Origin of the sequence: Mycobacterium attenuatum, from assembly GCF_900566085.1 — a bacterium.
In the GTDB taxonomy this organism is placed as follows: Bacteria; Actinomycetota; Actinomycetes; order Mycobacteriales; family Mycobacteriaceae; genus Mycobacterium; species Mycobacterium attenuatum.
Genome location: NZ_UPHT01000048.1, coordinates 1 through 22,052, shown reverse-complemented (window position 1 = coordinate 22,052; position 22,052 = coordinate 1). Strand labels below are relative to the sequence as shown.

Annotated in this window: 22 protein-coding genes; 4 read left to right on the top strand and 18 right to left on the bottom strand. The window is 67.1% G+C overall.

Annotation, left to right across the window (positions count from 1 at the left end; translation table 11 throughout):
• Position 1: 1 nt before the first annotated feature.
• Positions 2-739 carry an acyltransferase gene (locus tag EET13_RS08320; protein ID WP_122441833.1) on the bottom strand — a complete coding sequence of 246 codons (738 nt, stop codon included), beginning with the start codon at positions 737-739 and terminating at the stop codon, positions 2-4.
• Between the two features lie 259 nt (positions 740-998).
• Here EET13_RS08320 and EET13_RS08315 point away from each other — a divergent pair, with 259 nt between their 5' ends.
• Positions 999-2,264 carry an outer membrane protein assembly factor BamB family protein gene (locus EET13_RS08315; protein WP_122441871.1) on the top strand — a complete coding sequence of 422 codons (1,266 nt, stop codon included), beginning with the start codon at positions 999-1,001 and terminating at the stop codon, positions 2,262-2,264.
• Positions 2,265-2,280: 16 nt separating this feature from the next.
• Positions 2,281-2,667, top strand: a complete 387-nt coding sequence (locus tag EET13_RS08310; protein ID WP_122441832.1) for a hypothetical protein — start codon at positions 2,281-2,283, stop codon at positions 2,665-2,667.
• Between the two features lie 4 nt (positions 2,668-2,671).
• On the opposite strand, the gene EET13_RS08305 is transcribed toward EET13_RS08310, so the two are convergent.
• The 15 genes from EET13_RS08305 to ctaD all read right to left on the bottom strand — a co-directional run bounded on the left by EET13_RS08305 (position 2,672) and on the right by ctaD (position 18,714).
• Positions 2,672-3,355, bottom strand: a complete 684-nt coding sequence (locus EET13_RS08305; protein ID WP_122441831.1) for an esterase — start codon at positions 3,353-3,355, stop codon at positions 2,672-2,674.
• A 72-nt stretch (positions 3,356-3,427) separates the two neighbouring features.
• Positions 3,428-4,651 (bottom strand): class I SAM-dependent methyltransferase, encoded by a 1,224-nt coding sequence (locus EET13_RS08300; protein WP_244603823.1) that lies wholly within the window; start codon positions 4,649-4,651, stop codon positions 3,428-3,430.
• Positions 4,609-5,583, bottom strand: coding sequence for a class I SAM-dependent methyltransferase (locus EET13_RS08295; protein WP_122441830.1), 975 nt, complete (start codon positions 5,581-5,583; stop codon positions 4,609-4,611). Before EET13_RS08295 ends, EET13_RS08300 begins: the two co-directional genes overlap by 43 nt.
• A 25-nt stretch (positions 5,584-5,608) precedes the next feature.
• Positions 5,609-6,343 (bottom strand): enoyl-CoA hydratase, encoded by a 735-nt coding sequence (locus tag EET13_RS08290; protein WP_122441829.1) that lies wholly within the window; start codon positions 6,341-6,343, stop codon positions 5,609-5,611.
• Entirely contained in the window at positions 6,340-7,179 is an 840-nt protein-coding gene (locus tag EET13_RS08285; protein ID WP_122441828.1) for an NUDIX hydrolase, read from the bottom strand. The genes EET13_RS08290 and EET13_RS08285 overlap by 4 nt, the downstream gene beginning before the upstream one ends.
• Positions 7,176-8,036, bottom strand: coding sequence for an ABC transporter ATP-binding protein (locus tag EET13_RS08280; RefSeq protein ID WP_122441827.1), 861 nt, complete (start codon positions 8,034-8,036; stop codon positions 7,176-7,178). The genes EET13_RS08285 and EET13_RS08280 overlap by 4 nt, the downstream gene beginning before the upstream one ends.
• Positions 8,037-8,149: 113 nt before the next feature.
• Positions 8,150-9,646 (bottom strand): hydrogenase large subunit, encoded by a 1,497-nt coding sequence (locus EET13_RS08275; protein WP_425293650.1) that lies wholly within the window; start codon positions 9,644-9,646, stop codon positions 8,150-8,152.
• On the bottom strand, positions 9,643-11,109 hold the full coding sequence (locus EET13_RS08270) for a proton-conducting transporter transmembrane domain-containing protein (protein WP_122441825.1): 1,467 nt from the start codon (positions 11,107-11,109) through the stop codon (positions 9,643-9,645). Before EET13_RS08270 ends, EET13_RS08275 begins: the two co-directional genes overlap by 4 nt.
• Positions 11,109-11,768, bottom strand: a complete 660-nt coding sequence (locus EET13_RS08265; RefSeq protein ID WP_122441824.1) for a hypothetical protein — start codon at positions 11,766-11,768, stop codon at positions 11,109-11,111. Before EET13_RS08265 ends, EET13_RS08270 begins: the two co-directional genes overlap by 1 nt.
• 4 nt (positions 11,769-11,772) lie before the next feature.
• Positions 11,773-12,732, bottom strand: a complete 960-nt coding sequence (locus tag EET13_RS08260) for a respiratory chain complex I subunit 1 family protein (RefSeq protein ID WP_122441823.1) — start codon at positions 12,730-12,732, stop codon at positions 11,773-11,775.
• Complete coding sequence (locus EET13_RS08255) at positions 12,729-14,759, bottom strand: proton-conducting transporter transmembrane domain-containing protein (RefSeq protein WP_211189038.1); 2,031 nt, start codon at positions 14,757-14,759, stop codon at positions 12,729-12,731. Before EET13_RS08255 ends, EET13_RS08260 begins: the two co-directional genes overlap by 4 nt.
• A complete protein-coding gene (locus EET13_RS08250; RefSeq protein WP_122441821.1) occupies positions 14,702-15,181 on the bottom strand; it encodes an NADH-quinone oxidoreductase subunit B family protein in 480 nt (159 codons plus the stop codon). The genes EET13_RS08255 and EET13_RS08250 overlap by 58 nt, the downstream gene beginning before the upstream one ends.
• 8 nt (positions 15,182-15,189) lie before the next feature.
• Complete coding sequence (locus tag EET13_RS08245; RefSeq protein ID WP_122441820.1) at positions 15,190-15,537, bottom strand: ArsR/SmtB family transcription factor; 348 nt, start codon at positions 15,535-15,537, stop codon at positions 15,190-15,192.
• A 170-nt stretch (positions 15,538-15,707) separates the two neighbouring features.
• Positions 15,708-16,943: a phosphoserine phosphatase SerB gene (gene serB / locus EET13_RS08240; protein WP_122441819.1), complete on the bottom strand. Its 1,236-nt coding sequence runs from the start codon at positions 16,941-16,943 to the stop codon at positions 15,708-15,710.
• A gap of 25 nt (positions 16,944-16,968) precedes the next feature.
• Complete coding sequence (gene ctaD / locus EET13_RS08235; RefSeq protein WP_122441869.1) at positions 16,969-18,714, bottom strand: aa3-type cytochrome oxidase subunit I; 1,746 nt, start codon at positions 18,712-18,714, stop codon at positions 16,969-16,971.
• A 204-nt stretch (positions 18,715-18,918) separates the two neighbouring features.
• On the opposite strand from ctaD, the gene EET13_RS08230 reads away from it, so the two are divergent.
• Together EET13_RS08230 and EET13_RS08225 are read left to right on the top strand one after the other, a co-directional pair.
• Positions 18,919-19,995 (top strand): iron-siderophore ABC transporter substrate-binding protein, encoded by a 1,077-nt coding sequence (locus tag EET13_RS08230; protein WP_211189041.1) that lies wholly within the window; start codon positions 18,919-18,921, stop codon positions 19,993-19,995.
• 127 nt (positions 19,996-20,122) lie between these two features.
• Positions 20,123-21,163, top strand: coding sequence for an NAD(P)-dependent alcohol dehydrogenase (locus EET13_RS08225; RefSeq protein WP_122441817.1), 1,041 nt, complete (start codon positions 20,123-20,125; stop codon positions 21,161-21,163).
• Here the strand turns inward: EET13_RS08225 and EET13_RS08220 are convergent.
• On the bottom strand, positions 21,152-21,535 hold the full coding sequence (locus tag EET13_RS08220) for a DUF3349 domain-containing protein (protein ID WP_122441816.1): 384 nt from the start codon (positions 21,533-21,535) through the stop codon (positions 21,152-21,154). The genes EET13_RS08225 and EET13_RS08220 overlap by 12 nt on opposite strands.
• A 151-nt stretch (positions 21,536-21,686) precedes the next feature.
• A partial coding sequence (locus EET13_RS30265) for a hypothetical protein (RefSeq protein ID WP_211189037.1) occupies positions 21,687-22,052 on the bottom strand: 366 nt, incomplete at its 5' end.

The window sequence follows — 22,052 nt, the reverse complement described above, 5'->3', positions numbered from 1 at the left end:
CTTAGCGGGCCGCCTTCTTGCGTTCGATATCGGCCAGTGCGGCAGCCAGTTCGGCGCGCTGCGCGGCCGACGCATCCCAGGCCACCTGCCGGTTCTTGACCACCTTGGCGGGAGCGCCGACGGCGATCGAATAATCGGGGACGACGCCGCGGACCACCGCATGCGATCCCAGCACACAGCCGCGTCCGACAGACGTGCCCCGCAGCACCGTCACCTTCACACCGACCCACGTGTCGGGACCTATCCGCACCGGCGACTTGACGATGCCCTGGTCCTTGATCGGCAACGTGATGTCGTCCATCCGATGGTCGAAGTCACAGACGTAGCACCAGTCCGCCATCAGCACCGAGTCCCCGATCTCGATGTCGAGATAGCAGTTGATGACGTTGTCACGGCCGAGCACCACCTTGTCGCCGAAGCGCAGCGAGCCCTCGTGAGCGCGGATGGTGTTCTTGTCGCCGATGTGCACCCAGCGGCCGATCTCGAGCTGGGCTAGCTCCGGCGTCGCATGGATTTCCACACCCTTACCAAGGAACACCATGCCCCGGGTGATGATGTGCGGGTTGGCCAGTTTGAACTTCAGCAGCCGCCAGTAACGCACCAGATACCACGGGGTATAGGCGCGGTTGGCCAGTACCCATTTCAGCGATGCCAGCGTGAGGAATCTGGCCTGGCGCGGGTCCCGCAATTGCGCACCACGCCAGCGGCGATGCAGCGGCGCACCCCACATGGACGTCATGGCCGGAAGCCTAGCCTGACGGCCCGGAGGCTATCGAGCGGGACGCTCAGCGTCCCGCTGCGAAGTCACCCGCTCGCTTGCGGGGAAGTCAGGCGGTCGGGCACCCGCGAGCCGCCACGCGTTACCCTCACCTGTACCCGATGGCGGCTACCCCGAAGGGCCGGACTCGCCTACCGGCGACCGACGTTGCGGAAGGATTTGGGAACCTGCGAAAGGACTGCGAAAGGTCGAGGTGCTTGCGCGACGTCTGCTGACCGCCATGTGCGCTGCGGTGCTCACGATCGCACTCGGCGGCTGCGGCAACACGGATACCTGGGTCGACGCCGCGCCGGCACTGGGCTGGCCCGCGCCCTATGGCGACGCCGCCAACAGCAGCTACACCACCACCAGCGGCGCCAGCAAGCTGACGCTGGCGTGGACACGCTCGGTCAAGGGCACCCTCGCGGCCGGGCCGGCGCTCAGTGCGCGCGGCTACCTGGCGCTCAATGCCCAGACGCCGGCCGGTTGTTCGCTGATGGAGTGGGAGAACAACAACCGCGGCCGGCAACGCTGGTGTGTCCGGCTGATACAGGGCGGCGGCTTCGCCGGCCCGTTGTTGGACGGCTTCGACAACCTCTACGTCGGACAGCCCGGAGCGATCGTGGCCTTTCCGGTCACCCAGTGGACGCGCTGGCGCCAACCGGTGATCGGGATGCCCACCACTCCCCGATTCGTCGGGCACGACCACCTGCTCGTCGCTACCCACCTCGGCCAGGTGCTGGTGTTCGATACCCACCGCGGCAGGGTGGTGGGCAGCCCGGTGGATCTGGTCGAGGGCGTCGACCCGGCCGATCCGATGCGCGGGTTGGCCGACTGCGCACCGGCACGAATGGGCTGCCCGGTCGCCGATGCCCCCGCTTTCTCCGAGGTCAACGGGACCGTTGTGCTCAGTGTCTGGCAACCGGGGGCACCGGGGGCGGGGCTGGTCGGCCTGAAACTGCGCGACCAGCAATTGGTCCGCGAGTGGGCCAGCGATGCCGTCAATGACGGTGTGCTCGCCAGTCCGGTGCTGTCCGCCGATGGCGCGACGGTCTACGTCAACGGCCGCGACCAGCACCTGTGGGCCTTGCATGCGGCCGACGGCAAGGTCAAATGGTCGGTGCCGCTGGGATTTCTGGCCCAGACACCACCCACGGTCACCCCGGAAGGCCTGATCGTGTCCGGCGGCGGTCCCGATACCCGGCTGGCGGCCTTCCGTGACGCCGGCGACCATGCCGACCAAGCTTGGCGACGCGACGACGTGACGCCCTTGTCGACGTCCAGTCTGGCCGGCGGCGAGGTGGGCTACACGGTGGTTGCGGGGCCACCCCACGACGGCGACCCGGGTTTGTCGTTGCTGGTTTTCAATCCGGCCAACGGTCACACGATCAACAGCTATCCGCTGCCGGCGGCAACCGGATATCCGGTGGGGGTTTCGATCGGCTATGACCGCCGGGTGGTAATCGCGACTAGCGACGGCCAGGTGTACAGCTTCGCGCCGGCTTAGCGGCCATACTTGGTCGATGTCTACCGATGATGCGGCCCCGGCGAACGCGGCTGTGTCCAGCCGCCGCAGCCCAGCCCACCGGGCACTGGATATCACTGTCGCGATCGTGCTGCTCGCGGTCCACGCGCTGTTGTTCGTCGCGACGATGCTGGTGCTGGGCATGCTCGTGATGGGCACCGACCCGTGCGGTGCCCAGCCCTGTGGTGATCCGGCCTGGGTGGACCGTGCCATCCGGTTGGGATTATGGGCCGGCATCGCGTTCTTCGTCGCCGACCTGGCGGTCACCGTGGCCCGTCTCGCGCGGCGCACGGTGGCCTTCTTCGTACCGATGATCGGGTGCGTGGCGCAGGTGGCGCTCGGCGGCGCCGCAGCAGCGATGGAATCGCTGGCCGGACCGGTGTGAGCCCTCAAATGGCCAGCGGCGGGATGGCGCTGCGCGGCACCTGGGCTTGAGTGGCTCCGGCAAACGAGGGCAGCAACTCGCCCTGGGCGAAGTAGAAGATCAGGTCATCGTCGGTGATGGCGAAGTTCTGGTAGTGGCTCGGATCGAGCCCGCTCGACGGCAATATCGCAACGCCGAGCCCGGTCTGGTGTTCCAGGTCGCGTTGCACGATCGGAAAGATCGCGTCTAACGGGGTGGTTCCGGGCGCAAATAGCGTGTCGAAGGTGATGGGCTGCTTGGTCCCGATGTTGTAGTTGAAGGCCTTGTACCAGGTAAACGGATGTGCGCCGCCTAGATCCTGGAAGAATTTGAGCACCACACTGCGGGTGTTGTGCGGTGGCTGGCCGGCGCTGCGTTGTTCGGAGGTGGCGTCCATCTGGTACGGCCGATCGCGTCGCGGCGACCCCTGCGCCACGTTGACGAACCCGTCGCGGTTCTGCGTGATGTAGTCGGTCAGCGCCTGCTGGTCGGGATAGTCGACGGGATAGCTGATGTCCAGCGTGTAGCTGGCGCCGGACGCGTGAATGTGGCACATCTGCGCTGCCTCGACCGAACCGCCGAAGCTGGCACAGGATGGCGGTGCTGCCGCCGCCGGGCAAACCAACAGGACCGCAGCAGCCAGCACTGCGGCCGCTATCAGATGACGCATCGTCGAATGTTCCTCGCTGACCTTCGGGCGAATAACGCCGCTAAGGGTGGTCGCCGCCAGCGTACCCGGCGGCTACCGGGAGGCACTGCACACGAAGGCGGTCCCGCGGCCGGCGGCCGCCGAACCGATCCGGGTGATAATCGCCGACAGCGGCCGGCTGCCCCGCAGCCGCAGCCGTCGCCGCAGCGCGTCGGGATCCACTTGAACACCGCGCACCAGGATCTCCAGCGCCCCGCAGTCGAGTGCCGCCAGCGCCTGACGCAACCGGCGCTCGTCGAACGGCAGCTGCTCGAGCACCTCGAAACCGCGCACCCCCGCCGGCAGCCGATCACCGGACAGGTATGCGATATCGGGGTCGAGCTGCCACAGCCCGTGCCGGGCGCCGTAGTGGCGGACCAGGCCGGCCCGGACGACGGCCCCGTCGGGGTCGATGATCCATCGCCCGGCGGGCCGCACCCGGCACTCGTCGGGGCCGGTATCGGTGATCTGTTCGCCGTTGTCGAGGATGCTGGCTCGCCGGCGCACCCCCGGCTCGGCCAATCCCGCCGACCACAGGCACGCCTCCCGAACCGAGCCACGGTATGCCGTCACTTCGATTTCGCCCTCGAAGCCGAGCCGGCTTACCTGCTCGAAATCGATTCCGGGAGCGGTCTTTACGACCAGCTGCCGGCCGCGGTAGGTAGCCAGCAATGGGCCCAGCGCCGGTTGATAGTCGGTCGGGTGCAGGCGCCGCCGCCCGCCATGACGACGCGCCGGATCGACGACGACGACGGCATCCCGGGTCACCGGATGCAGGGCGTCGGCGCGGCACAGGTCGGCATTGGGTCCCAGGTTGTGGCGCGCCATCGCCAACCGCACGGGGTTGATGTCGCTGCCGATCACGCGTGCTGCCGTCTCGCCCAGTGCGGCCACCTCGGTGCCGACCGAACATGTCGCGTCGTGCACCACCTGACCGGCCAGCCGCCGCGCGCGATGCTGCGCCACCGCTGCGGCCGTGGCCTGCTGCAGCGCCTCATCGTTGAACAGCCAACCCGAGACGTCGCCCAGACCGGCCAGTTTGTCCGCGGCACGCCGCCGTAACCGGGTGGTCTCCACCAGAATCGGTGCCCGCTCACCGAACCGGGCCCGCACCGCGGCGGTGTCGGCGACCCTGGTGGCATCGCTCAACTCGAATGCGGCGACCGCGGCCAGCGCGGCAGCGCCCGATTCGGACCGCAGGTAGCTGACGTCGTCCGCGTTGAACGCGAGGCCGCTCAGGACGGCTTGACCCCGGTGACCATCACGTTGTAGAACCAGCCTTTCGGCGCCAGGTGCCGCCACACGTTGGCGTCCACCCAGCTCAGCGTCTTCCAGCCGGTGAATGCGAACTTCGCCCAGCCCCAGCCCAGCCGGCCGGGCGGCACCGACGCCTCGAACGTCCGGACCGGCCAGCCGAACATGGCGGCGGTGAGCTCCTCGCTGGCGGTATGGACCTGAACCGCACCCGCATTGGCGGCCATCCGCTCCAACTCCTCGGGGGTAAACGTGTGCAGGTCGACGATCGCCTCCAGCGCCGCGGCACGCGAGGATTCGTCGAGCTCTGCCTGGGGCCGTCGCCAGCTGCCCAGGCCGGGCAACTTGGTGGCGTTGGTCGCGACGCGCCAGGTCAGCGTGGACAGGGCACGGGCATATCCGTTGCCGGCGGTGGTCGGCTCGCCCGCGAACACGAAGCGGCCGCCCGGCTTCAAGACCCGGATCACTTCGCGCAACGATAACTCGACGTCGGGGATGTGGTGCAGCACCGCATGCCCGACCACCAGGTCGAAGGTGTCGTCGTCATAGGGGATGCCCTCGGCGTCTGCCACCCGGCCGTCGATCTGCAGCCCCAGGGACTGCCCGTTACGGACGGCGACCTTGACCATGCCGGGTGAGAGGTCGGTGACCGATCCGCGCCGGGCGACCCCCGCCTGGATCAGGTTGAGCAGAAAGAATCCGGTGCCGCAGCCCAGTTCCAGCGCCCGGTCGTATGGCAGTTCGCTCAGGACCTCGTCGGGCACGATGGCGTCGAACCGGCCGCGGGCGTACTCGACGCAGCGCTGGTCGTAAGAGATCGACCATTTCTCGTCGTAGTTTTCGGCTTCCCAGTCGTGGTAGAGGACCTGGGCGAGCTTGCTGTCATGCCGGGCGGCCTCCACCTGTTCGGCGGTGGCGTGCGGGTTGGGCACGACGTCGGTCGAACTGCTCGTCATACAGGGAGCCTAACGGCCGTGCCCGCTACCCGCCCCGCCCAGGCCCCTGGCTTTGGGCGAACACCTCGACGTAACGACGCCGTTCCGCGGCGGCTCGCTGTGCCGGTTCCAGCTCGAGGACGTCATTGATAGAGGCCTTGGCCGCGGCCAGCGCCAGTGGCGGGCTGTCGACGAAGCGGCGCGCCCACCCGACCGCGGCATCGTAGACATCGTCGGGTGCCACCATGTCGTCGATGAGGCCCAGCTCGAAGGCCTCCTCGGCGTCGAAGAAACGCCCGCTGAACACCAGCTCCTTGGCCCTGCTGGGACCGGCCACCTGGGTCAGGCGCGCCATGCCACCGCCGCCGGGTATCAGCCCGGCCAGGATCTCCGTCGCGCCGAACTTGACGTTGTCGCCGCTGACCCGCCAGTCGGCGGCCAGCGCCAGCGTGAGGCCGGCGCCCAACGCGTATCCGGTGATCGCGGCCACCGTCGGCTTCGGGAGCGCCCCCACCGCGTCGATGGCCTCGCGCCGCACCCGCGCGGCGGTGTCGGCCTCCGCCGCGGTCAGGGTGCGCAACTCGGGCATGTCGTCGCCGGCGGAAAAGATCTCATGACCGCCGAACAGGATGACCGCTGCGACGTCCTCCCGGCGGCCCACTTCGTCTGCCGCGGAAACGATTTCCCGATAGACCTGGCGAGTCATGGCGTTGGTCGGCGGTCGCGACACCACCAAGGTGGCCAGTCCCTCGTCGGCGACGACGCCGACAAACTCCCTCATAGCGGCCACGCGGTGAATCCGCCGGAGCGCCGCGCCTGGTTGTAGCGGTCGGAGTCGAAGAACTCGATCTCCCAGTTGTCGCCTTGCAGCGCGAGATTGGGTTGCACCGGCACAATCGTGCGCTCCACGGCCAGCACGTCGGCGACCGTGCGGCCGGCCAGCGCGTCGAGCTGGGTCCAGGTGGGCGGCAACAGGATGTTTCGTCCGGCGGCGAAGTCGTCGATGGCGTCCTGGGGCAGCGTCCAGTCGGCCCGGTCGGATTCGGTGTTTTCGCCGTCGGCGCGCTGCCCTTCCGGCAGGGCTCCGACGAAGAAATAGGTGTCGTAGCGGCGGGTCCGCTCGGCCTCGGGAGTGACCCAGTTCGCCCACGGTCGCAGCAGGTCGGAGCGCAGCACCAGGTCTTCTCGAGACAGAAAATCCGCGAAGGACAGCGTGCGGTCGGCCAGGGCCGCGCGGTACTCGCGGTATGCGGAGGCGTCGCGGACAATGCTGTTCGGGTCATTCGCCGGCCCGGCGAACAGCACTCCCGATTCCTCGAACGTCTCGCGCGCCGCGGCGCACACCAACGCCTCCGCAAGGTCGGGTTCGGTGCCGAAACGCTGCGCCCACCACAGCGGCGGCGGGCCCGCCCACGCGATATCGGCATTGCGGTCCCGGTCGTCGACGCCGCCGCCGGGAAACACCATCACCCCGGCCGCGAAATCCATGGCGGAGTGGCGCCGCATCAGGAAAACGGACAAGCCGGCCGCCCCGGAACCGGGCTCCGCGTCACGGACCAGCATCACGGTCGCTGCGGGCCGTGGCACCAGGGGCGCCTGCTCCGACGGTGAGTTCATGGCTGCCTCCGATGAGCTGCGCGGGTGCGGACGCGCCTGGCAAAGTATCGCCCGTCGGCGACGTCCACGGCGATCTGCTGACCGAAAGCGGTGGACAGGTTTTCCGCGGTCAGCACGTCTGGCAGCAGGCCGGCCGCGACAATCTGGCCTTCCGCCAGCAGCAGGCAGTGGCTGAACCCGGGTGGCACCTCCTCCACATGGTGAGTGACCAGCACCAACGCGGGCGCGTCTGGGTCGGCGGCGAGGTCGGCCAGCCGCGCCACCAGCTCCTCTCGGCCGCCCAGGTCCAGGCCCGCGGCGGGCTCGTCGAGCAGCAGCAATTCCGGGTCGGTCATCAGGGCACGGGCGATCAGCACCCGCTTACGCTCCCCCTCTGACAACGTGCCGTAGGTACGGTCGGCCAGATGCTCGGCTCCCAGGCTTTCGAGCATGTCGACGGCACGCCGGTAGTCGACGTCGGCATACTGCTCCCGCCACCGGCCGACGACGGCATACCCCGCCGACACCACGAGGTCGCGCACCACTTCGTCGTTGGGTACCCGCTGCGCCAGAGCCGACGAGCTCAGTCCGATGCGGGCACGCAACTCCGAGACGTCGACTCGGCCGAGCCGTTCACCGAGCACGAACGCGACCCCCGTAGACGGATGCTCGGCGGCCGCGGCGATGCGCAGCAGCGACGTCTTGCCGGCCCCGTTGGGACCGATGATCACCCAGCGTTCGTCGAGTTCAACAGCCCAATCCAGCGGCCCCACCAGGGTGCGCCCGGTGCGGCGCAGCGACACATTCCTGAAGTCGATCAGCAGGTCTGGATCGGCGGTCTCGGGGCCGGTTTCGGACACGCGCCAATCGTGCCGCACCGCCCTCGTGGGGTAGCTGTCGGGTCACCCCGCGCCCGCGAGCAGACGCAGAATCGCATCGAAATCACCGATTTCGTGCGATTCTGCGTCTGCTCGGCCAGTCTGCTCGGCAGTCAGAGATCGTTGCCCGCATAGGACAGGTTGAAGCTCTTGTTGGCAAGCGGAAAGTCCGGGACGATCGTGTCGGCCATGGCGACCGGCAACGCCGGCCAGTTGAACCAGGAAGGGTCGACGACCTTGCATCTGGTGATGCGCCCCGCCCCGTCGACTTCCACCCGGTGCACGATCGCACCGCGCCAGCCCTCGACGATGCCCACTCCAGAATTGCCGACTGTCATCGTCAACGGCGGGAGCACGCAAGCGCAATCCAAGGGTCCACGGTGATCCTCGATCAGCGCGCAGGCCAGTGCGACCGACGCGGCGAACTCGTCACGCCGAATTGTGTAGCGGGCCAGTACGTCACCGCCGGTGGCCATTACCGGGGTGACCGGCAGTGCGGTGGTCGGCTGATCGAGGCGCGAATCGGTGACCAGGCCGCTGGCGCGGGCCACATATCCGAGACAACCGATGGCATGCGCGTCGTCACTTGCCAGCACAGCGGTTTCGGCAAACCGGTCATAGACCACCGTGTTCCGCAGTGTCAGCTCGCTGATTTCGGCGACCTCGCGGGCCAGCGCACGCAATTCGTCAGGTTCCGGAAGTTCTTGCAGCACCACGCCGCCGGGCCGGATCGCGCCACGCAGCAGTCGATGTCCGGTCACCCTGCGGTTGATCCGCATCAGGAGTTCGCGAACATGCTGGGCATGGGCGCTGGCCAGACCAAAGCCGACGTCATTGGCCAGGGCTCCCAGATCGGTGGCGTGGTTGTAGAGCCGTTCCAGTTCGACCAGCAGAGCCCGCAGCCGGTGCACATGTTCGGGCGTGGCCAATCCCAAGGCCTCCTCGACGGCCAGGCTGTAGGCCAAAGAATGAGCAGCCGCGCTGTCACCGCTGATCCGCTCGGCAAGTTCGACCGACCCCGTGGCATCGAGCGCGGTTCGTCCCTCGAAGAGCTTCTCGATGCCCCGATGCACGAACCACAATCGAGCCTTGAGCCGCACCACCGATTCGCCGATAACAGAGAACCGGAAATGCCCTGGCTCGATCAGACCGGCATGCACCGGGCCGACGGGTATTTCGTACACGCCCGGGCCATCGACCGTGAGGAATGGAAACCGGCCGGCGGCCGGAAACGGCGGCGGCGGACCGGCGTCACGACGCATCGGATACCATTCCTGCGGCCAATGCCCATGCCGCACCAACCGCCGCGGCTGCGGATGTCCTTGCGGGACAACCCCATACAGGTCAAGCATCTCCCGCTCGAAGCGACCCGCGGGAATCGACAGATGCCCCAGCGACGGAACCGACGGAGTTGCCGCGTCGGTGGTCAAGGTTAGCTCCACGCGGCGGTCCGGCTGTCCCGCTAGCAGCAGGTAGACGACCCGCAAGGTGTCGCCGTCGTCATGCGCGGCCACCAGGGCCAGACGATAGCCGGCCGCCAGCAACTCGCTCACCGTCCGGGCGAGTTCGTCACCGGATACCTTTCGCCGCACCATGTTTCGCTCCATCAACCTGTCCCGAACTGGCCGGCGGCCGCATTGAACAACCCGGCGAGCGGGCCCGCCGTCGCACCCAGCGCGACCGACGCGATGACGCCGGTCGTCAGTGCGGCCGCCACCGTGGCGGGCACGGCGATCCGCGGAGCTCCGGCGCTCGGCACCCCAAGCAGGATCCGCTGCGCGTTGCCCGCCACTGCGGCGAAAGCCACCACCATCAACACCAGCGCGACGCCGAGTACCCAGGAAAGCCCGGCACTGGCGAGTGATCGAGCGATCGACACCTCACTGGCGAACATGGCGAAAGGCGGCAACCCGAGCAAGGCAATGACGCCGACGGCGAACGACCACCCGACCAACCGGGACCGCGACAGCACCGCGGTAATGTCGGCGATCGCCGTTGAGCCGTGCGCGGCCTGCAATTGCCCCCCGGCCAGGAACAGCACCGCCTTGCCGATGCCGTGCGCAAGCACATGCAGCAGCAAAGCCGCGATCGCCAGTTTGGTGCCCGCGGCCGCCGCGATCGCGATCAGCCCCATGTTCTCCATCGACGAGTATGCCAGCATTCGCTTGAGATCCTTTGCGACAGTGAGCAATAACGCTGCGATAAGGACAGTCGCGAGGCCGACCGTCAGGAGTCCGCAGCGCAAGAAACCCGGGCCCACGGCCGCGTCGATGATCGGCCGCAGCCGGATCAGCACCGAAAAAGCCACCGAGAGCAACACTCCACTCATCAGCGCCGACACCGGTGCCGGCGCCTGGCTGTGCGCGTCGGCCAGCCATCCGTGAAACGGAACCAGCCCGACTTTGGCGCCATATCCGATCAGCAGCAGCCCGCCGGCCAGCCGGGTAACGGCCGGGTCGAGGTGGGCGGCGTGCGCAGTCAAGACATCGAGATCCAGCGCTGTCGCGCCGACGGCGCCGGCGTGCCGGGCCGCGAAGTACAGCAGGACGGTACCGAGAAACGCCACGGCGATACCAACCGAGCAGATCACCACGTACTTCCAGGTGGCCTCCAAAGCGGTGCGGGTGCGACGGTGCCCGACCAGAAATGCCGTGATCACGGTAGTGGCTTCTACCGCGACCCAGATCACACCAATATTGTTGGCGCACACGGCGACTGCCATAGCCGCCAGGAACGCCGGCGTCAGCGCACCATACCGGCGCGCGTCTCGGCGGTCGGTGCGGCCATGCTCGAGTTCCGAGTCGAGGTATCCGATGCTTGCCCAGGTGGCCAACGTGCCGACCACGCCGATGACGATGAGCATGGTCACCGACAACGCGTCGACGCGCAGAATCCCGGCCAGTACTACCCGCGCTCGGGCTGCCGTCTGGATGCCAAGCCCCACACCCGATGCGACCACGGCCACCGCGGACAACACGGTCAGTGTTGCCGTGCACCGGCGCCAGCCGCCGGCCGTCGCGACGACGGCCGCGATTAGCGGCGCCAGTATCGGCACCAGCATCAGAACAATCATCAGTCTCGCAATCTCTGCAGCCGGTCCAGATCGGGGCCGCCGAACATCCGGCGCAATCGTCCGGTCAGCCCGCCGAGCACGATCAACGCGAACAGCACATCCAACGAGGCGCCCAATTCGACGATCAGCGGCACCCCGGCGGTCAGCAAGAATGTTGTAGCCGCAATCCCGTTGTCCAGCATGAGAAATCCCGCGGCCTGAGAGATGGCATGGCGTCGCGTCACCATCACGAACAAGGCGATCAGCACCACCGCCAGGCCAGCGGGGGCAGCGCTCACCGCCGCATCGGAGTCAAGGGCCACCACGGGCCGACTGACCGCCAGCGCGACCACCGTCAGACCCGCCGCGATCAGTAGTGACGCAGTGGTGTTGATCAGCGGCGTGGCCTCGCGAGGCGCATCATCGGCGCCGAGCGCCCGGGCTAGCAGCGACGGCAGCACCGCGCCGCGCAGCACGAGCAGCGCCACCCCGACCGCCACCAGCTCCCAGTCGTGAGTGTGGCCGCCGACGATCATCGGAATCGCAGCCAGGGCAACACCTTGGGCCGCCAGCAGCCGCACGATCGAGCGCAGGTCACGCCGCCATACGATCAGCACCGCGGTCAATATCAGCCCACCCGGCGCGAGGTCCAGTACGCCCGCATAGTTGAGGTCGGTCATGCCATCACGCCTGGGCCGTAAGGAAGTTGGCCGATGTCACGGCCAACAGGGCCAGCAGAAACGAGCCGGCGAGCAGTTCGGGCACCCGGAATAGTCGTAGCTTGGCGATGAAGACCTCCGCGCCGGCCAGGATGAGCGCGGCCGCGGCCACCTTGATGCCGACCGCCGCGACGCCTGTCCCCACGTCAACCAGGCTCGGCTTGTCACCCGCGATTCCCCATGGGAAAAAGAGGTTCGCCAGCAGGGCCAGCAGCACGGTGAGTCGCATGCCGCTGGCCCACTCCACCAGCGCAAGCCTTGGCCCGGCGTATTCGAGGACCATCGCCTCGTGCACCATGGTCAGTTCCAGATGGCTCGCGGGATTGTCCACCGGGAGGCGTCCGGTTTCGGCGATGATGACGATCACCAGGGCTACGAACGCCAGAATTCCGCCCAGCGATAGCACTTCCGCGGGATTCTCGAGGCTGAACGCGACGATGGCGCCGAGGTTGGCCGACCCGGCCGGGATGGACAGGGCGAAGACGGCCAGCAGAATGGTGGGTTCCACCAGGGCCGCGATTGTGATCTCCCGGCTGGCGCCCATACCGCCGAACGAAGTACCAGTGTCGATTCCCGCCAACGTCAAGGCGACGGTGCCAAGGAACAACAGGCCTACGACCACGAACAAATCGGCGACCGAGTCCAGCGGCGAGCCGGTCGCGGCCAGCGGCGCAATCGCGGCTATCAACAATGTGGTGGCCGCGACCACCACCGGCGCCGCTACAAACACCAGCGTGGTGCCCTCCGGGGTCACCTTTTGCTTACGCAACTGCTTGCGCAGATCCCGCCAGGGCTGCAAAATCCCTGCGCCGCAACGTCCCTCGGATCTGGCCCGAACCTGACGCATCAATCCGACGACCAGTGGCGCGCCGGTCATGACCGCACCGATCTGCGCGGCGCCGGCGACCGCGGAAAGAGCATTCATCGCGCGAGTGCCAAGACGATCAGGAGGCCGAGCACGCCGTAGCCGAGGTAGAGGTGCACGCTTCCGTTGTGTGCGTACCGGATAGCTTGTGCGCACCGTGCGACGGTGCGCAACACCGGCGCGTAGACGTGATCCTCGATAGCGTCGGACATCTCGGCACGGTATTCGATCTTTTCCACGTGGTAGCGGGTGTGCTCCAGGTGAGTCACCTCGATGCCGGTGTCGGGTCGCAACACATCGTCGAACACCCGCTGCAGCGGTTGGGCGAACGATGTCGCTGTGTATTCCATGCGCGAGCTAAGTCCGTCGGCGCCGCACGCCCATAACGGCGACGTCACGGCGGCCGGACGGCGATGCGCCCCCCAGCGGGCCAGTCCGAGCACAATCAGGACGGCGATGGCGAAGGCCACCGCCAGCACGCTCGGCGCGATCGAGCCGGCGATACCGGGCAATCGCAGCATCGGACCTAGGCCCGTGAGATCGGCGTGCCGGGATGCGGGCAGGGTGTCGAGCACCGACTGCAGGGCGCCGGTGACGACGCACGGCACCGCGGCTACCACGACACAGCCGACTGCGGCTACTGCCATGCCGACGAGCATGCTGGGCGGCGCCTCGCTCGCGTGACCGACGACCGCCGAGCGCGGCCGCGCCAGAAATCCGGTACCGAACGCCTTCACCATCGCTGCCACACCCAAACCGGTGGTCAACGCCACCGCGCCGACACCCAGCGGAGTCACCAGCCCCACGATGGTGTTGTGCTCGGGCCGTGCATGGATCAGCGACTGCACCAGCAGCCATTCGCTGACGAAGCCCGCACCCAACGGCAGCCCCGAGGCACCCAACGCGGCAACGCCGAAAAATACTGTGGTGTAAGGCATTCTCCGGGCAAGACCGCCCAACTTGTCGAGGTCACGCAGTCCGGTTGTCAGCAGCACCGACCCAGCCGCCAAGAACCCAAGACTCTTGAATGCGGCGTGGGCGGCCAGATGCAACAGCGCCGCGGTCATCGCGATCAGGGCAGCCGCGGCGGCCCCGGTCGCCGACAACAGTGTGGCTGCCCCGAGCGCAAGGGTGACAAGTCCCATGTTTTCGATCGTCGAAAATCCGAGCAGCCGTTTAAGATCGGCAGCTACTGCGGCTTGCAGCACCCCGTATAGCGCGGTGACAGCACCGACCGCCAGCAAGGCCACGCCCCACCAACTGGGGCCGGGGCCCAACAGCTGTAAATCGACGCGGATCAGACCATAGACGCCGAGGTTGACCATCGCGGCGCTCATCAATGCCGATGCGGGGCTGGGCGCTTCCGGGTGGGCTCTCGGCAGCCACGCATGCAGCGGCACCAGGCCGGCTTTGGAACCGAAGCCCACCAGCGTCAGCACGAATACGGTAGTGCGCGCTCCGTCCGGAATCGCGGCCATCTCGGCGAACCGATCCGTTCCGGCCGCCGCCATCAACACCATCAAAGCCAGCAGGATCGCGGCGAAGCCCAACTGGGTCATCACCGCGTAATACAGTGCGGCGGAGCGTACTTCGCGACGACGATGCTTGGTAAGCAGCAGGACGAGCGAACTGAGCGCCATCAATTCCCAGGCCAGCAGGAAAGTGGTCACCGAGCCGGCGGTGGGCACAAGCAGCATCGCACCGACGAACACGGGCAGCGTCGTGAGGCCGACCGCGCCGACCTGTTCCCGCCGTGTGTATCCGATGCTGTAAATGCCGACCACAGCGGCTACCGCACCCGTTAGCGTCATGAAGAACGCGCCCAATCGGTCCACGTCCACATCGACGCCAATCATCGGCACCAGCCAGTCGAGCCGCGTTCGTAGCGGCGCACCGAACACGCCGGTGAGCCCCAACGCAACGCCCAGCACCCCGAGTCCGGTCGTTACGACACCCGCTGTGAAAGCTCCTATTGTGTTGCGGCGCAGCGCAACCGAGTGTTCACGTGACACATCCGCGACAGCGACGGTCACCTGCGCGTCACCGATCGCAGGGCCGCTACCACCTTGTCGGGGGAGGGTGGACATCCCGGGATCTCCACGTCGACCGGGATGACCTCACCGACGGCACCGACCACGCCATACGCGTCGCCGAAAACACCGCGGTTGAGCGCGCAATCACCGCAGGCGATGACCAGGCGCGGTGCCGGCGTCGCCGCCAGGGTGTTCCGCAGCGGCTGGGCCATATTCAGCGTCACCACCCCGGTGACCAGCAGCGCATCCGCATGCCGCGGTGACGCCACCAACCGGGCGCCGAATCGCTCGGCGTCATAGACCGGTCCGAAGGCGCCGGAGATTTCCACCTCGCAGCCGTTGCATGAGCCCGCGTCGACATGGCGCACCTGCAAGGAACCGCGAACCCCCGCGGGTGGGCCGACGGTCGGCTCAGGCGCCGGTCCCGCGTTTTCGGCCACGCGGCCGAGTCGCACGATTCTGCCGATCCAACTCATGCCCGGTCCTACTGCCGGTCCGCCGCCGGGCCAGCCGCTCGCAGGTCTTCAAGCATTGCCACTTGGCCGCTGAGCATCCCGGTCAACACCCGGCGGGCCACCCGCATCAGTTCAGCGATCAGTGGTGAGGCGATCGAGTAGATGACCGTGTTGCCGTCCTTGCGTGCTGTCACCACCCCTGTCCGGCGCAGCACGCCCAGCTGCTGAGACAAGTTGGACGATTCCAGACCCACTTCGAGCAACAGCTCCGCCACGGTGTGGTCTCGTTCGGAAAGCAGTTCCAGGATCCTGACCCGGGCTGGATGCCCCAGCGTCTTGAAGAACTCGGCCTTCAGCTTGTACAGCGGCTCCGACACTTGACCTCACCCAGTAGTTCTACGGTTCAGATATACATCAATTTAGCAATTGAACATTTTATCAATCATTGGGCGGCACCGCAGCGTATGCCCGGCCTCGCCCGCCGAGCAGACGCAAAGGCCCCCATTTCTTGCCGAAATTGGGGGCCTTTGGGTCTGCTCGCCAGTACCTAGTCCGGGGGGATCTCGACCCGGCGCAGCATCCCGTCAATCGCGTCGGCGGCTTCGATCTCGCCGCGGGTAACCCCCAGCAGGAACAGCACCGTGTCCAGGTAGGGATGGCTCAGCGAGGCGTCTGCCACCTCCCGCAATGCCGGCTTGGCGTTGAAGGCAATACCCAGACCGGCGGCGGCGAGCATGTCGATGTCGTTGGCGCCGTCGCCGACGGCGACGGTCTGCTCCATCGGCACCCCGAACCGCTCGGCGAAGTCGCGAAGTGCGGTGGCCTTGCCCGGTCGATCGACGATCGGGCCGATCACCCGGCCGGTGAGGATGCCGTCGACGATCTCGAGTTCGTTGGCGGCCATGAAGTCCAGGTTCAGCTGCCTGGCGAGTGGCTCGATGATCCGCCGGAAGCCGCCGGAAACCACGCCACAGCGAAAACCCAGCCGCTGCAATGTGCGCAGCGTGGTCCGGGCACCGGGCATCAGTTGCAGCTGGGCGGCGACGTCGTCGATCACCGAAGCCGGCAATCCGGCCAGCGTGGCCACCCGCTGGTGCAGCGACTGTGCGAAATCCAGCTCACCGCGCATGGCGGCTTCGGTGATTGCCGCCACCGCACCCTCGGCACCGGCGCGGGCCGCAAGCATCTCGATCACCTCGCCCTGGACCAGCGTCGAATCGACGTCGAAGACGATGAGTCGCTTAGTGCGCCAAGCCAATCCATAGTCCTCGACCGCCACGTCGACACTCTCCTCGGCGGCCACCTTGGTCAGGGCACTCTGCAGCGGGCCATATGCTCCGGGCGGCACCGAGACCCGTAACTCGAGCCCGGTTACCGGATAGTCGGAGATGCCGCGGATGAAGTCGATGTTGACGCCCAGCGCGGCCACTTCCCGCGCCACCGCCCCGAACGCCCCGGCGGTAACCGGGCGGCCGAGCACGAAGATCACGTGGGTCGACGGTTCCCGGATGATCGGCACGTCGTCGCTGCGTTCGACCGTCACCTCGAGGCCTACCCGGTGGATGGCGGCTGCGACGTCGTCGCGCAGCGTGGCATTGTCGGCCACCTCCGGTGCGCAGGACACCAGCACGCCCAGCGTGAGCCGCCCTCGGATCACCACCTGCTCGACGTTGAGCAGTTCAACGCCGTGCTTGGCCAGGACCTCGAAGAGCGCAGATGTCACACCGGGCTGATCATGGCCGGTGACCGTGATCAGCACCGACACTTTGGGCGACGCGGTCACCCTGCGTAGCCGCCGTTACCGCCGATTAGGTACGAACGCTGACGTCGTCGGCTCTGGTGACGTCACCGCTGTCCGGGCCGTGCGCACGTCCGACGTGGGCTTCGGCGCGAAGCCGTTCCACCATGTGCGGGTAGTGCAACTCGAATGCCGGGCGCTCCGAGCGGATCCGGGGCAACTCGGTGAAGTTGTGCCGCGGCGGCGGGCAGCTGGTCGCCCATTCCAGTGAGTTCCCGTATCCCCATGGGTCGTCCACGGTGACGATCTCGCCGTACCGCCAGCTCTTGAAGACGTTCCAGACGAACGGGAAGATCGAGGCGCCCAGGATGAAAGCCCCGATCGTCGACACGACGTTCAGAGTGGTGAAGCCATCGGTGGGCAGGTAGTCGGCGTAGCGGCGCGGCATGCCCGCATCGCCCAGCCAGTGCTGCACCAGGAATGTGGTGTGGAACCCGATGAACGTCAGCCAGAAGTGCAGTTTGCCCAGCCGCTCGTCGAGCAGTCGCCCGGTCATCTTCGGGAACCAGAAGTAGATACCGGCGTACGTGGCGAACACGATGGTGCCGAACAGCACGTAGTGGAAGTGCGCGACCACGAAATAGGTGTCGCTCACGTGGAAGTCCAGCGGCGGGCTGGCCAGCAGCACCCCGGTCAGACCACCGGCAAGGAAGGTGACCGCGAAGCCGGTGGAGAACAGCATCGGCGTTTCGAAGGTCAGCTGCCCCTTCCACATGGTGCCGATCCAGTTGAAGAACTTGATCCCGGTCGGTACCGCGATCAGGTACGTCATGAAGGAGAAGAAGGGCAGCAGCACGGCTCCCGTGACGAACATGTGATGCGCCCAAACCGCCACCGACAACCCCGCGATCGACAGCGTCGCGTAGACCAGCGTGGTGTAGCCGAAGACCGGCTTGCGCGAGAACACCGGGAAGATCTCGGTCACAATCCCGAAGAACGGCAGCGCGATGATGTAGACCTCGGGGTGGCCGAAGAACCAGAACAGGTGCTGCCACAACATCACTCCGCCATTCGACGCGTCATAGATGTGCGCACCCAGGTGACGGTCAGCGGCGAGCCCGAACAGCGCCGCGGTGAGCAGCGGGAACACAATCAGCACCAAGATGGACGTCACCAAGACGTTCCAGGTGAAGATCGGCATCCGGAACATCGTCATCCCCGGTGCGCGCATGCACACCACCGTGGTGATCATGTTGACGGCGCCCAGGATGGTGCCCAGACCGCCTACTCCCAACCCCAGGATCCACAGGTCGCCACCGGCGCCGGGTGAGTGGACGGCATCGCTCAACGGGGTGTAGGCAGTCCAGCCGAAGTCGGCCGCCCCGCCGGGTGTGATGAAACCGGCCATCGCGATCGAGGCGCCGAACACGAACAACCAGAACGACAGGGCGTTCAGCCGCGGAAATGCGACATCCGGCGCGCCGATCTGCAGGGGCAGCACCAGGTTGGCGAAGCCGAACACGATCGGCGTCGCATAGAACAGCAGCATGATGGTGCCGTGCATGGTGAAGAGCTGGTTGAATTGCTCGTTCGACAGGAACTGCAGGCCGGGCACCGCCAACTCGGTTCGCATCAGCAGTGCCAGCAGTCCGCCGATGAAGAAGAAGACGAAGCAGGCGACGCAGTACATGATGCCGATCAGCTTGTGATCGGTGGTGGTGATTAGTTTGTAGACCAGGTTCCCTTTGGGGCCGGTGCGGGCCGGATATGGACGGATGGCCTCGAGTTGTCCCAAGGGCGGCGCTTCGGCAGTCAACTGCTCCTCCAAGAATCCGGCGCGGATAGAGTCTTAATACCTCACTTTGACAGGAATCTTAGCCCGCCACCACGCCGCCGGCAGGCCTGGTCCTACAAACTGTCGTAATCGGTGTTCGGGGGCATCGGACGCGCTCGGCGGACCGGGCTCTGCGGGCCGGGTGTTAACGTCGGACGCGTGCAATTCGGCAGCGCGCGACGGGGTCTGGCCGCTGCATCACTGACGGTCCTGGCGGCGCTGGTTGCGACGTGCACCGGTTGCGGCGCGGATCAGCCGCCCACCACGGCGTCCCGATCATTGGTGACTCCCACCACTCAGATCGCGGGGGCCGGGGTGCTGGGAAATGCCCGAAAACCCGACGAGTCGTGCGCGCGGGAGGCGGCCGCCGCCGATCCGGGTCCGGCGACCCGGCAGGCCCACAACGCTGCCGGGGTCACCCCGGACGTGGCCCAGGTCCCGGCCGAGCCGCAGCGCATCGTGGTGCTGTCCGGTGACCAGCTCGACGCGTTGTGCGCACTGGGACTGCAGTCACGGGTGGTCGGTGCCGCATTGCCCGACGGCTCGTCGAGTCAGCCGGCCTATTTGGGCAAGTCGGTGCACGACCTGCCCGGGGTTGGTAGCCGCAAGTCCCCTGATCTGCGGGCCATCACTGCGGCCCGGCCGGACCTGATCTTAGGCTCGGCAGCGGTGACACCGGCCTTGTACCCGCAGCTGGCGGCGATCGCCCCGACGGTGTTCACCGCGGCACCGGGCGCCGCGTGGGAAGACAACCTGCGCGGTGTCGGGGCCGCGACGGCTCGCAGCGCCGCCGTGGAGGAGCTACTCAGTGCGTTCACCCAGCGGGCCAGGGAGGTCGGAGCCAAGCATGACGCGGCCCACTTCCAGGCGTCGATTGTCCAGCTCACCGCCACCACAATGCGGGTATACGGTGCCCGAAACTTTCCGGCCAGCGTGCTGAGCGCGGTCGGAGTGGACCGCCCCGCCGCGCAGCGGTTTACCGACAAGGCTTACCTCGAGATCGGCGCCACCGATGCCGACCTGGCCAAGGGTACGGACTTCTCCGCGGCCGACGCCGACATCGTCTACGTCTCGTGCGCGTCACCGAAGGCCACCGAGCGCGCGGCCGTCGTCTTGGACAGTGACTCCTGGCGCAAGCTGTCCGCTAATCGCGACAATCGCGTGTTCGTCGTCAACGACGAGATATGGCAAACGGGCGAGGGCCTGGTGGCTGCCCGGGGCATCGTCGACGACCTCCGCTGGATCAACGCCCCGATCAACTAGCCGCTTCTGGGCACCGCCCGAGTTGCCTCGTCGCATTCGAGCCGGCACCTGCTTGCCCCCGACTGGCTCGAGAACGTTAACCTAACTAAGCTTCTCAAGGGCGTAACTAGACCTCAAAGGATGTCGTATGAGCACTGTCTCCGCATATGCCGCCTTCTCGGCGACCGAACCACTGACCAAGACCACGATCGAGCGTCGCGAACCCGGGCCGCACGACGTGGTGATCGACATCAAATTCGCGGGTATTTGCCACTCCGACATCCACACCGTCAAGGCCGAATGGGGCCAGCCGAATTATCCGGTGGTTCCAGGCCACGAGATCGCCGGCGTGGTGACCAAGGTCGGCTCCGAGGTGAGCAAGTACCAGGTGGGCGACCGAGTCGGCGTGGGTTGCATGGTCGGCTCCTGCGGCCAGTGCAGCAGCTGCCTGGCCGGCATCGAGCAATACTGCAAACCCGGAGCGATCTTCACCTACAACTCGATCGGCAAGGACGGCCAGTCGACACAGGGGGGCTACAGCGAGGCCATCGTCGTCGACGAAAACTTTGTCGTACGCATCCCCGACGCGCTGCCGCTGGACGCCGCGGCGCCGCTACTGTGCGCCGGCATCACGCTCTATTCGCCACTGCGGCACTGGAACGCGGGTCGTGACACCCGGCTGGCGATCATTGGCCTCGGCGGCCTCGGCCACATGGGCGTCAAGCTGGGCGCCGCCCTGGGCGCCGAGGTGACGGTGCTGTCGCAGTCTCTAAAGAAGATGGAGGACGGCTTGCGGTTGGGGGCCGGCCACTACTACGCCACCTCCGACCCCGACACCTTCCGCAGGTTGCGCGGCAGCTTCGACCTGATACTGAACACCGTGTCGGCGAACCTCGATCTCGGCGACTACCTGAACCTGCTCGACGTCGACGGAACCATGGTCGAACTGGGCATCCCCGAACACCCGATGCCGGTGCCGGCTTTTGCGCTGGCGCTGATGCGGCGCAGCCTGTCCGGGTCGAATATCGGCGGGATCGCCGAGACTCAGGAGATGCTGAACTTTTGCGCCGAACACGGCGTCACGCCCGAGATCGAGCTCATCGAGCCGAGTTACGTCAACGAGGCTTACGAGCGGGTGCTGGCCAGCGATGTGCGCTATCGCTTCGTCATCGACATTTCACGCCTGTGACGCGACCTCTTCGACGACGTCCTCATCGGGTGTGGCCTCGCTGACGTCGATGCCGGCCAGTGGCCAGCCTGCCGCGGCGAGCCGCCCGGCGACCCGTTGAATGTTCTCCGGTCCCGCGTCGTGGTGAGTTACTCCGGAAATGAATTCGGCGATCTCGTCGCGGTTGATCACGCCGTCGGCTGTGGCCGGTGATTTCTCGGCGGTGATGTCGCGCACCACGTTCTTGACCTGCTCCTCCGTGAGCGGCGTGCTACGCAGCAGTGCCAGCAACGGCACCCGGTCGGGCCCGGGGACGCCGTTGGGGTAGCCGGCCTGCAGCCACCGAACGACCGAGCGCAAGAAATGAGGGTGATCGTGGGAGGTTTTGTTCACCCAGACAGTGTCACGGGAGGTGTGTGACCGCGCTACCGCCAGGGTGCGCCGTGCCGACAATTCATGCAGCGTTCACGGTCAGCACATGTGGCCGCCCAGGTTGCGACGGCTCCGGTCGAGGTCGAACGCCTCAGCCGTTACCCGTCGCCTCTTATGCCTGCCCGATCACCCCGGGCAGACCCAGCAGCGTTCCACCGATACCACCGGCACCACCGGTACCGTTGCCGCCACCTCCGAATCCGGCGTCACCGCCGCCACCGCCGTCACCAATCAGCTGAGCGCCGCCGCCGCTTCCACCGTTGCCGCCCTTGCCGGCGGCGTTAGAGTTCTGCCCGCCGGTACCGCCGGCACCGCCGCCGCCGATCAACGCGGCCGTGCCGCCGGCACCGCCGTCACCGGCGACCAGGCTGCCGACTCCCCCGTTGCCGCCGGCGCCGCCATCGCCAACGAGCATCGCACCGCGGCCGCCGACCCCACCCGTGCCGCCGGTGCCGCCGCCGCCCAACGCGCCCTGCCC

Coding starts and splice junctions, on each gene's coding strand:
- EET13_RS08320 (WP_122441833.1), bottom strand. CDS start 739: ATGACGTCCATGTGGGGTGCGCCGCTGCATCGCCGCTGGCGTGGTGCG.
- EET13_RS08315 (WP_122441871.1), top strand. CDS start 999: ATGTGCGCTGCGGTGCTCACGATCGCACTCGGCGGCTGCGGCAACACG.
- EET13_RS08310 (WP_122441832.1), top strand. CDS start 2,281: ATGTCTACCGATGATGCGGCCCCGGCGAACGCGGCTGTGTCCAGCCGC.
- EET13_RS08305 (WP_122441831.1), bottom strand. CDS start 3,355: ATGCGTCATCTGATAGCGGCCGCAGTGCTGGCTGCTGCGGTCCTGTTG.
- EET13_RS08295 (WP_122441830.1), bottom strand. CDS start 5,583: ATGACGAGCAGTTCGACCGACGTCGTGCCCAACCCGCACGCCACCGCC.
- EET13_RS08290 (WP_122441829.1), bottom strand. CDS start 6,343: ATGAGGGAGTTTGTCGGCGTCGTCGCCGACGAGGGACTGGCCACCTTG.
- EET13_RS08285 (WP_122441828.1), bottom strand. CDS start 7,179: ATGAACTCACCGTCGGAGCAGGCGCCCCTGGTGCCACGGCCCGCAGCG.
- EET13_RS08270 (WP_122441825.1), bottom strand. CDS start 11,109: ATGATTGTTCTGATGCTGGTGCCGATACTGGCGCCGCTAATCGCGGCC.
- EET13_RS08265 (WP_122441824.1), bottom strand. CDS start 11,768: ATGACCGACCTCAACTATGCGGGCGTACTGGACCTCGCGCCGGGTGGG.
- EET13_RS08260 (WP_122441823.1), bottom strand. CDS start 12,732: ATGAATGCTCTTTCCGCGGTCGCCGGCGCCGCGCAGATCGGTGCGGTC.
- EET13_RS08255 (WP_211189038.1), bottom strand. CDS start 14,759: ATGTCCACCCTCCCCCGACAAGGTGGTAGCGGCCCTGCGATCGGTGAC.
- EET13_RS08250 (WP_122441821.1), bottom strand. CDS start 15,181: ATGAGTTGGATCGGCAGAATCGTGCGACTCGGCCGCGTGGCCGAAAAC.
- EET13_RS08225 (WP_122441817.1), top strand. CDS start 20,123: ATGAGCACTGTCTCCGCATATGCCGCCTTCTCGGCGACCGAACCACTG.